General features: G+C 44.1%; 8 protein-coding genes. 1 reads left to right on the top strand and 7 read right to left on the bottom strand.

Translation table 11 applies throughout. The annotated features are described in order from the left end of the window. From PHF18_RS07690 to PHF18_RS07660, 7 genes are all read right to left on the bottom strand, one after another. On the bottom strand, window positions 1-2,002 hold a 2,002-nt coding region (locus tag PHF18_RS07690; protein WP_300100661.1), incomplete at its 3' end, for a DUF11 domain-containing protein. A 952-nt stretch (window positions 2,003-2,954) separates the two neighbouring features. Next, the gene (gene porB / locus PHF18_RS07685; protein WP_300100657.1) at window positions 2,955-3,845 is read right to left on the bottom strand and encodes a pyruvate synthase subunit PorB; all 891 of its coding nucleotides are present in this window, start codon (window positions 3,843-3,845) and stop codon (window positions 2,955-2,957) included. Further along, window positions 3,842-5,053, bottom strand: coding sequence for a pyruvate synthase subunit PorA (gene porA, locus PHF18_RS07680; RefSeq protein ID WP_300100654.1), 1,212 nt, complete (start codon window positions 5,051-5,053; stop codon window positions 3,842-3,844). Before porA ends, porB begins: the two co-directional genes overlap by 4 nt. Beyond that, on the bottom strand, window positions 5,053-5,313 hold the full coding sequence (gene porD, locus PHF18_RS07675; RefSeq protein WP_300100652.1) for a pyruvate synthase subunit PorD: 261 nt from the start codon (window positions 5,311-5,313) through the stop codon (window positions 5,053-5,055). The genes porA and porD overlap by 1 nt, the downstream gene beginning before the upstream one ends. Then, window positions 5,310-5,858: a pyruvate ferredoxin oxidoreductase subunit gamma gene (locus PHF18_RS07670; protein WP_300100650.1), complete on the bottom strand. Its 549-nt coding sequence runs from the start codon at window positions 5,856-5,858 to the stop codon at window positions 5,310-5,312. Before PHF18_RS07670 ends, porD begins: the two co-directional genes overlap by 4 nt. Before the next feature lie 569 nt (window positions 5,859-6,427). Beyond that, complete coding sequence (gene dusB / locus PHF18_RS07665; RefSeq protein WP_300100648.1) at window positions 6,428-7,399, bottom strand: tRNA dihydrouridine synthase DusB; 972 nt, start codon at window positions 7,397-7,399, stop codon at window positions 6,428-6,430. Window positions 7,400-7,913: 514 nt separating this feature from the next. Beyond that, complete coding sequence (locus PHF18_RS07660) at window positions 7,914-8,471, bottom strand: S26 family signal peptidase (protein ID WP_300100646.1); 558 nt, start codon at window positions 8,469-8,471, stop codon at window positions 7,914-7,916. Between the two features lie 798 nt (window positions 8,472-9,269). On the opposite strand from PHF18_RS07660, the gene PHF18_RS07655 reads away from it, so the two are divergent. Next, window positions 9,270-11,249, top strand: a complete 1,980-nt coding sequence (locus tag PHF18_RS07655) for a DNA-directed DNA polymerase II small subunit (protein WP_300100644.1) — start codon at window positions 9,270-9,272, stop codon at window positions 11,247-11,249. Window positions 11,250-11,301: the final 52 nt, after the last annotated feature.

The raw sequence follows: 11,301 nt of genomic DNA, 5'->3' as shown, positions 1-11,301 counted from the left end.
TGTTGTTTACCGTAATCTGGTAGCTGATTACATCTCCCACGTTAGTTACATTTGCTTCTGGCCCGTTTCCATCAACATCCGTAACTATCTTGTCAATGGTGTATGCTGCATTCTGTTCAATTGGTACCTCAGCATTGTCAGATTCCGGTGGTAGCTCTTCAGAGTCAACGGTTGCTGTATTGTTTATGAATCCGTCTCCATCCCCGTTTGTATTAATGTCTGTCTGAGTTACCGTGTAATTTCCAGTGAATATCCAGGTTTCTCCAACCTCAAGAACTCCTTCTACCGGGTTATCTCCTACTGGTCCTGTGATATTTGCCTCTGGTATCAGGGTATCAACAAGGGTTACATTTGTCAGGTCAATGTTTCCAGTGTTGTTTACCGTAATCTGGTAGCTGATTACATCTCCCACGTTAGTTACATTTGCTTCTGGCCCGTTTCCATCAACATCCGTAACTATCTTGTCAATGGTGTATGCTGCATTCTGTTCAATTGGTACTGCTTCACTGTCAGATTCCGGTGGTAGCTCCTCAGAGTCAACGGTTGCTGTATTGTTTATGAATCCGTCTCCGTCCCCGTTTGTGTTTATGTCTGTCTGGGTTACCGTGTAATTTCCAGTGAATACCCAGGTTTCTCCAACCTCAAGAATTCCTTCTACCGGGTTATCTCCTACTGGTCCATCGAGAGTTCCAAGAAGAGGATCGGTAACGGTTACATTTGTGAGGTCAATGTTTCCAGTGTTGTTTACCGTAATCTGGTAGCTGATTACATCTCCAGCCTGTGTTACATTTGCCAGAGATCCGTTTCCAGCAACATCCGTAACTATCTTGTCAATGGTGTATGCCGGATTAGGCACAAGTGCCGGTAAAACGTTCGTTGGCTGGTAGTAAGTATTGTTAGTAGTGTTAGAATCGTCAGTTATGGCAGTTACTGAGACGAAATTAAGCAGGTCATACAATGTAGGCTGAGGGCCCGGAGTACCCGGCTCGGGATTTGTAGAAGTGTCGTTATTTGCCCACGCTGTATTTGAGACTGTAGTGACTATGGTTATTATCACCGATTGACCCGGGCTCAATGAGCCAACATTGAAGGTAATAGTATTTCCGCTAATTATGTACGTGTCCCCGCTTGCTGAAACAAATGTTGTGTTAGTGGGGAGTGTATCTGTGACCACAATTCCGTTTGCAATAGTGTCAGGTGAATTGTTCCTCACCACAAGATTATAAGTGAGACTGTTCCCCTGGATCACAGGATCAGGGTTATCGGTCTTCACAACTGAGATATCGGCGTTGCTTGTGAAGAAGTCTTTTACCTTCAGAAGGGGAACTGTCTGTGCTCCGGTATTGATGGTGTCTCCAGTGGCAGTTTGTGCACTGTCTAATTTTGTTTGCACGTTGCCTGTAGTCCCGGTGGGAATTGTTGACTTCAGGACTACCCAGATCTCAACAACCACCTGATCACCATTATCGAGACCAGAAACATTGAATGTACCCTGGATCTGTTGGGATGAGCCGCTGCCTATGAGCGTGGAAGTGAAAGAATCCACTTTTGCATTATTTCCCGGATCAGTGGTGCCGACATCTGCGGTATCAACGAAAGCGCAGTACACCATATAAGCTGGATCAAAACCGAAGTTGCCACCCGAAGTTGTGTTTGTGTTAAAGGTAGTTGTAAAATTGATGGATCCATTCTCTGGAGCCGTACTGCCGGTGACTGTTATCACCATCTCGTACGGCACGATCTGCCCAAGAGCAATGTCCTGAGGTGCAAGAGATGTCCCAGCGTCAAGATTAGAAGAAGTAGGACCATATGCCACAGCATCAGTAAGAGGATCTGCATACCTGCCGGCAGATCCGGGACAGGCAAGTGAGGCTGGTGTCAGCTTCGCGTAGGTCGGCAAATAAGGAGCGTGGTTCACGGCAGGGTCGGCAGCATACCATTTCAATGTATACGAGCCCCCGCTTGCCGCCGCTACCTGCACAAATGGTGCTGCACTAGACATACAAATCATCACTGAGAACATAAGTGAGAGTATCTGACGTCGTAGAGACTGCCCGGTACAATGCTGTCTGTTCTTCAATCCGTTCCTTAGATTTTTGGCATTGAACATTCCTGGTATCACAGCCAGCAGTCCTAATGTCTTCTCCACATGGTTTTCAATATTCTTTCTCATTTATTCACTTCCAGATTTTCTTCCCCAAAATTTGAATCTATATTTCTGAAGTGAATCCAAAAAAATTAGAAGTTGTCGAAAAGGTAGCCTAAGCTGGACAAATACTAATTTTTAATCCCCCACTCCCGATGAAATCTGTTTTGAAAATAATATTGATAACAAATGAATTTAGAAAATCGGCTTTTTTAAATAGTAAAGCCCAAACTAAACATATTTTAATTTCTCAATCATTTTCCCCTTCCCCCTAACTCGTTGGTCGTCAGACTTATTGTATTTAATAGTACAATACTCCAGACAATATTTAGTATTAGATACTCGGTAATATATAACTTGGGATCGGAATTATTTAGTAAAACTTACACTGTTTTAAATGATTTAAAACTTATTATTTCTATTTTTAAGCATTTTTAAGGCTTTTCTCATTTCATTTTTTTTTTAATGTATTTTTTTTTCAGTCTTGGAAACTCTCAATTTAATTCACATTGTTTATAGGGGGGAAAAATAATTTTTTTAAAATGATTTTCACTAGTGTTTTCAGATTATATTTTTAAATTTTTTTGCAGTTTGGTACCCACCAAACGGTAAAACAGCACAAACGCCAAAAAAATGCCAAGTTTACCGTCTTTATCGTCCCACATGCATGTAATTAGAAACCACACGGAGGGTATAAGTTAAAAATAGTGATATCCTTAAATTAAACCCTGGAGATCTAAAAATCTAAAAAACCCACAAACTCAAAAAAGAAAATGAAAGAAGAATAAAAAAAGTAGAACTTCAGTTTTTACTGAAGTCCATAGTGTTTTATGTTCCAGTCCGCAGCGGCCTGGATCTTTGCGATTTCTTCGTCTCCGCCTTCCATGGTGAAGAGGTGTTTGAACCGTTTCTGGGCTCTGAGGTATTCCTCGACGGGCCTGGGGTTCTTGATCTTTCTTACCTGTGTGATCTCGCCGTTTTCTATTTCGTACATCGGCCAGAGGCAGGTCTCAACTGCGAGTTTTGCAAGTTCGATGGTCTTTGAGCCGTCAAAGCCCCAGCCTGTGGGACAGGGAGCGTGGGAGTGGATGTAGGTCGGGCCCACAATTTCGGTGGCTTTTTTGACTTTCCTGATCATGTCCCGCGGGAAACCGATTGAGGTTGTGGCCACATACGGAGAGCCGTGGGCTACCATGATAGCGGGCATATCCTTCTTAGGGCGCGGGTTTCCAAAGGAGACTTTGCCTGCGGGACTTGTCGTTGTGGAGGCGTCGAAGGGGGTTCCGGAGCTTCTCTGGATCCCGGTGTTCATGTAGGCTTCGTTGTCCACACAGACGTAGGTGATGTCGTGGCCCCGCTCAAAGGCACCTGAGAGGGACCGAATCCCTATGTCCATTGTCGAGCCGTCGCCGCCGACTCCGATGACTTTGGTATTTCCTTTCCTGCCGAGGGCTTTTAAGGCAGCCTCGACACCTGATGCCACTGCACCTCCGTTTTCAAAGAGGGAGTGGATCCAGGGGACCTGCCAGGCAGACTCCGGGAAGGGCGTGGTCATAACTTCCAGACAGCCTGTTGGGTTAATAATGATACAGTCGGAACCTGCGCCCATGAGCATGAACTTTGCGGCAAGGGCATCACAGCAGCCTGCACATCCCCTGTGTCCCGGGGAAAGGTAGGTTTTAGGTGCGGGTTTACTCATAGCAATTCCTCCCTGACATCAGCAAACTGGCTTTCAATCGTAATTCCGTCCTTTGCGACTTTCTTGGCTTCTTCTATAATCTTGCTGACCAGCTCCATGCGTACATCTCGACCGCCGTGGTTTAAGGTGTAGCCGATAATTGGAATATCGCACCTGCTGTTGTACATGCAGCCCTTGGTCTCTGTAAAAAGGGCACCTTCATTGGTCCCGAGGGAGATGTTCTTGTCGAGCACGACCACAACATTTGCTTTCGCCAGGGCTTTTCTTATCTGCATCTTCGGGAAAGGCCTGAAGGATCTGACTTTCAGGATACCAATCTTCTCGCCCTTTTCCCTGTACTCGTCAACTACATCCTTGAGGGTACCCACAAGGGAACCCATGGCCATGATAACGACCTCGGCATCTTCGAGCTGGTAACCATCGATTAAGCCTCCGTGGTCCCTGCCAAAGATCTCTGCGAACTCTTTGGAAACAGCCTCGATTTTCGGAAGAGCTGCCTGCATTGCCTTTTCCTGAAGGTATCTGAATTCGGTGTAAGTTGAGGGGTCAGCAAAAGCTCCAAAACTCATCGGGTTTTTAGGGTCAAGCACGTATTCCGGCTCATATTTGGGCAGGAACTCGTCGGTAAGGTCCTGCTCAAGCAGCACCACAGGTTCGTAGACATGGGAGAGGATAAACCCGTCCATACAGGCCATGCCCGGCATGAGCACATCTTTGTCCTCTGCGATCTTGAAGATCTGGGGGATCATGTCTGCAGCTTCCTGGATATCCTCGGCATAGAGCTGGAGCCAGCCTGTGTCCCTCTGGGAAATTGAGTCCTGGTGGTCGTTCCAGATATTGATCGGGGCGCTTACTGCTCTGTTTGCCACGGTCATGATAATGGGCATCCTCATTCCTGCGGCGTTGAAAAGCACCTCGTGCATGAGCAAAAGCCCCTGGGAGGTGGTTGCGGAGTATGTCCTTGCCCCGACAGCGGCAGCTCCCACAAGGGCAGAAATTGCCGAGAATTCGGATTCCACGTTGATATATTCACAGTTCGGAATTTCCCCGTCTGCAATAAACTGAGATAAGTTCTCAACAATATGGGTCTGAGGGGTGATAGGATAAGCGGAAATCACATTTGGACGGGAGACCTTTGCTGCATGGGCAACTGCGTAGGAGCCTTCCACGACGACCATTTTGGCCTTGTCAGCTGAATTGAGCGGCATTATTTCTCCTCCAGAATCATTTCAATCGCATCTGCAGGGCATTCATTTGCGCAGATACCGCAGCCCTTGCAATAGTCGTAGTTGTATTCGAAAAAGCCGTCTTTTCCGGGATGTATTGACATGTCAGGGCACACAATCTCGCAGATTCCACATTTGGTGCATTTTTCGTAAATATATACGGGACGGAAGTTTCTCCAGCCTCCGGTTTTGTTTACCAGGGTCGAGCCCGGCTCACAAACTCCTCCGGTTGTGATCTTCATGCTTCTTCCCCCTTGATAAGCTCATAGGCTTTCTGAATTGCCTGGGCATTCTTTTCAGCAACCTTGCCGGAAAAGCGACCCTTTACGGCTTTCTTAATGGATTCCACATTGATCTCTCCGGTTGCGCCTGCAAAAGCTCCCAGGAGGATAGTGTTTACAATAGGGAATCCTATGATGTCCATTGCCACCTTTGTGGCGTCCACAGTCATAACCCTGGCTTTTGTGTCAAGTTTCAGGTTCTCCGGCTTTTCTGTGGTGTTTACTATGATGACTCCATCATCTTTTATCCCGCTTGCAACATCAACAGTTTCAAGCAGAGTGGCATCCTGGACAATAACGTAATCTGGGGTGTAGATCTGGCTTCGGAGCCTTATAGGGCTATCACTGATTCTGGTGAATGCCTGCACCGGGGCACCTCTGCGTTCTACCCCAAAAGCGGGGAAGGCCTGGCTGAACTTTCCGTCTTCAAAAGCTGCAATGGAGATCATTTCAGCCGCAGTAACAGAACCTTGGCCTCCTCGACCGTGTATTCTGATTTCCTTCATCTGGATTCTCCTTCTTAAACGCGGTTTTAATTTACTGTTTTTCTAACACTTTTCGCTGTTCTTGGCAGTCTGTATGGCACACTTATAATTTAGTTGTCGGCACACTGCTGGTAATCGAGTTAACCTGATTTTAATCGAGTTAACCTTATGTTAATCTTTATTAATTTTAGTCAGATCCGGAACTCCGTACCTACCCTTGTACGGTTCTTCATCTGGTTTTTTCTTCAGGCACCACTGCAATATGCAAAAGCAGATTTGCAGTAATCCAGAACTTTGGACGGCAAATTGTTAACCTGAAGGTATCCACAATTAATGGATCATAGTTATCTTGAGTGTAATATATTCTCAATTATATATTCACGCCGTTTGGTGCCTGATAGTTCATGGATAATAGTGTAGATTATTATTAGTTTTTCGGTGAAAGTCAAGAAATGGTTTATAAATACTTCTAATTCAAAATTATTTTTTAGATGTTTTGTAGTTATTTTTTCCCGGTTAACCTGTCTCAAAATCATGTTTTTTACGAATACTATTGTAAACAAAGCTCACTTCTAAAAAGATACGATCTTTTAATATTTTTCCTGGCGGGAACTCCTCATCAGTTCATTTATAGCTTTTCTATCCGTCAAACAATTCATTTTTTCCCTGATCTGCCGCGAGCCGGGCAGTCCTTTGGTAAACCAGTTTGCGTGCATCCTGAGGTTTATGGACGAAAGCAGATTGTGTTCCTCAAGGAGGGCAATATATTTTTCAAAATCCTCAAGCTGCCGGGACTGCTTATCTGCTTCGAGTTTTTCACCGGTTTCCAGGTAGTGCCTGATCCTTTTAAAAATAAAAGGATTTCCCATTGCTGCGCGACCTATCATAAGCCCGTCACAGCCTGTCAGTTCCAGAGTTCTTTCTGCTGACTCCTCATCCCTTATGTCCCCGTTTGCAATAACGGGAATTGAAAGTTCATTTTTGACAGCCTTTATTTCTATAAGGTTCGAGCTGCCTGAGTACATCTGTGCTGCCGTTCTGCCGTGCACTGTCAGGGCTGAAGCCCCAGCTTTTTCTATCAGGCGGGCAATTTCAAGAGTTTTTTCCTCCCTTCCTAGGAGGCGGATCTTTGCGCTGACCGGCGTCTTCAGGGCATTTGTAAGCTCTGAGATTATTGCATAGATCAGTTCCGGAGAATTTAGGAGAGCTGAGCCGCAACCAGCCCCTGTGATGCATTTTGCAGGGCAGCCCATGTTAATGTCTATAACTTCAGGCCTGTACGCTTCTTCAACAATAAATGCAGCTTCCCTCAGTTTCTCAGGGCAGCTTCCCACAAGTTGAATTCCGAAGGGTCTGCCTTCAGGAGAAATCAGCCCTCTAATAAAAGATTTCCTGCTTTCATTGAGAAGGGCATTTACATTGATCATCTCTGTGTAAGTCAGATCGGCTCCGTACTGCCTGCAAAGCAGCCTGAAAGCCAGATTTGTTACATCTGCCATAGGTGCAAGGAGAAGGTTTCCAGGAAGCTCTGTCCTGCCAATTTTAAGTTTTTTAAGTCTCATGTTTCTTATACTTTTTAGCTGTTTTTATCTCGCTTCCATTTTTCAGGTTCATAATCCTTCAGCAGGAAACCCGTTAAATCTTTAGATTTACTTATAGTTACGGTCTACTCTGATTTGTTAAAGCTCAAAAAGATTTCGCAAAAATGTACGGAAAAGGTTTGAACAACTGCCAAAGGTGAAAGTCCGGATGACTATTACAAAGTGAAATTTTGGGTGATTCTCAGAAAGTGAAAAAAGAGAAATGAGTTCAGATTGAGAGAATAAATCGAAACTATCTGAAAAAAAGAAGTTAAAAGCAAGATGCTTGAACCAGGGATTGAAAGTCTGGTTCAGGATCTTAATGAAGAGTAGGGAAGTTAATTGAGGTTAAATGGACAGGTCAAGAGGTTATCCAACTTGAAGGGGGTATAACCAGTGGCTATCCAGTTTGAAGAGGATTCTCCACTCTTTATGATTATCCACTGGTTATATAACTTGAGGGATTATTTGCTGGCGCTTACATAATTCAAAAGGCTCATGAAAAGAACAGCCTGATATGTCCAAGATAAGGAATCCTGTACCTTGCAACTCCTATTATCCATTCATCTTTCACAGGCACATAGTAACTTATCTGTCCTTCCTGGTCAAAATGCCGGTTAGTCACAGGGTTATCTCCTTTGGTAATATACCCTGAGTGAGGGGCAGCAGGACCGTTTTTCCACATAGGCTCTCCGGCTTCAACCCTGTACATCGCTCTATGTATTATAGGAGTTATACTTCCCTGCCCATAGGGTCGATAGAGGATCACGTCTCCGTAGTCACCAAAGGTCATGTAGCCTGAATCTTTCCCTTCCGCATTGGTAACAAGATCAACTCGATCTATGTTTTTGATGAAAATAATATCTCCGACCTGCATATGCGGTTCCATACTTCCTGACTCCACTGCGACCATAGGTGTCCAGAGCCCGAATGCCAGTTTGGAAAAAACCACAAAGACTATCAGGACAGCCGCAACCGACAGCAAATCCTTTCCAAGGGAAACCAGGGAGCTTTCTTCCTCCTGGGTACTGTTTTGTGTATTATTTTTGCTCATAGTAAGCCTTTATTCCCTTTATCTTATTCTTCTGATACGGTTTTATATTTCATAACCCTTCAGCAGAAACCCGTTAAATCTTTAGATTTAGCGAGTAGTTGACCCGGTATGTATTGCCTGTGCCAGCACTTCATGAGCTATGTAATTTATATTTTTGTATAAAATCCCACTCTTACTCTTTTAATTGTACCTTACCCTTTTGTTTTATTGTTCAACTCTGTTCATTATACTTACCTATATGATTTGTTTTTTATCCTATATTAACTTACAATTTATCATCAGACTATAATATTTTTATAGACAACTCATTAAAAAATAGACTAGCATTCCATGGAATTCGAATCCGTTGCTTAGAAATCTTATTATGCCGGTACCTGGGGAAAATGATGGTGCTCTGAAAATATTTTTATTACTAATAAAATCATATAAGCAGTAACATGAGACCCTATATTCATTCATATGCTCATTAAATATACTCAGTAAATTAAATATACTCATTAAATTAAATATACTCATTAAATTAAATATACTCATTAATTTAGTACAGGTGAGTATTGGGCGGGTAATCATGAAACTATCAGGAGTTTTCAACAAATTTTGAAACTGAAAAACCTCACTAAAACTGTATAATGTTATTTTGCTGGCATTGAAGCAATTTTGTATGTGTTTAGTTTTTATATTTTAAGTGGGTCTTTGCCTTTAAATCTTTTTGATTTCAGGCTGATTGATATCAGGTAAAATAAGGTTCGACAGGCCCTGGTAATCATGAGGCCGGGTTGAGAAAGTCAGGTTGGAATTATGAATGAGATCGATATTGTACGGGCAGTTACAGAGGAAGGGTACCAGATAAGCCCGCAAGCTGTAGAGTTAATCAAATTAAATAACTCCCCTAAAAGCCTTCTAAAATACATCCTTTCAACTGTTGGTGATTGTGTTTTCGTTATTGAACCCGAACATGTCAACCTGAAGGGTTTTGAATCTTCTAAAACGGTTTCCAGGATAATTTCCGGAACATCTCCCGGGACAGTTTCCCAAATGGCTCCATGTAAAATTTCTTCTTCTGCCTTAGAACCTGCAGATTCTCACATATTAAAAGCTTTTGACCCTGCTTCAGATGCCCTTACGGAATCAGGCTTAATCTCAAATGTTGAACCGGATGTGGTTTCATCGGCTGAAGTCTCGGACTCCAATCTGGAGATTGAACCTGACATTCTTTCTTTTCAGGGTTCTGTTTCTGATTCTATTCCTGATTCTATTTCTGATTCTATTCCTGATTCTATTTCTGATTCTATTCCTGATTCTATTCCTGATTCTATTCCTGATTCTGTTTCTGATTCTATTCCTGATTCTGTTTCCAATCCCGTTTATCCCTCTGCTTCTTCAAGAGGGGTGGATAGACCAGCTTCCTCTTTTTTCGGAAATGAAGGTTCTCCTTCTACCTCTAACCGTCTTTACAGGGAAGATTCTCTTTTTTCAAACCAGATAAATTCTTTTCCTTCGAGTTCCAGGGACGAAGGAGTCAGGTATCTTCCAGGCCGTAACCCTGTTACCGTGCTTTCCGACATCACCGGACATTCGACCTGTGTTGGGGAGTATATGCAGTTTGTGCAATATTTCAGGGACAGGTACAGCAGGCTCTCTGAAATCATCAGGGGCAGGATGAATGCACGCCCTATAGAGAGTTTGAAAAGGAGGAGTTTTCGCCGCGGAACAGACGGAAACACTGAGGAGATATCGATTATAGGGATGGTTTCTGATATCAGCACCACCACCAACGGGCACAAAATCTTTTCTATTGAAGATCCGACAGGCTCTTTTTCAGTTCTTATTCGAAATAGTGACAAGGAGCTTTTTGAGCTGGCTTCACAGCTTCTTCTGGACGAGGTCATCGGGGTAACAGGCTCGGTTACTAATGACGGAAAGCTTATGATGGCTACAAAAATCCTCCAGCCAGATGTCCCTAACAGTGTTCAACGCAGGACAGGAAGCCACGGGAAAGCCGTACTGATTTCGGATGTTCACGTGGGCAGTTCCCAGTTCCTGGAAGATTCCTGGCTGGACTTTCTGGACTTTTTGAAAGGAGAATCTGACTCAGAAGAGATGCGGGAGATTGCAGCCCAGGTCCGTTATCTCGTTGTTGCAGGAGACCTCGTGGACGGCATAGGAATTTATCCTGACCAGGAAATGGAACTGGATATTCAGGATGTCTATGCACAGTACAGGAAAGCAGCAGAGTACTTCAGAGAAGTTCCTGAACACATTCATGTGATCATAAGCCCTGGAAATCACGATGCTGTACGCCAGGCAGAACCACAGCCTGCCCTGCCTGAGAGGATCTGTGCGGATTTTCCGGCGAATGTCACCTTTGTAGGCAACCCGGCTCTTGTGGACCTCGACGGCGTCCGAATCCTTATCTACCACGGCAGGTCGATTGACGATCTGGTTGCAAGTGTTCCTGGCGTCTCTTATCAGGAGCCTGCAGGTGCAGTCCTTGAGATGCTTAAGAGAAGGCACCTTGCTCCAACGTACGGGAGCAGGGTTTCCATATCCCCTGAGAAAAAAGACTACTTTATAATTGACCCTGTTCCGGATATCATTCATACAGGTCATGTCCATACTCTGGGAGTCCAGCGATACAAAAATGTCCTCCTGGTCAATTCTGGAACCTGGCAGGCTCAGACTGAGTTCCAGAAGCGTGTGAACCTGATGCCTGTCCCAGCCAGAGTGCCGGTTGTGGATCTTGCGAATTTTGACGTGAAAATCCTGGCTTTTGATTAAGTCCAGATCTGAAAACTCAGATCCGGTTACCTATGAAGTTCTCTAAAATTAT

Source organism: Methanosarcina sp. (assembly GCF_028693135.1).
Taxonomy (GTDB): Archaea; Halobacteriota; Methanosarcinia; order Methanosarcinales; family Methanosarcinaceae; genus Methanosarcina.
The sequence above is the reverse complement of the archived record's forward strand: the minus strand, read 5'-3'. Positions and strand labels throughout refer to the sequence as shown.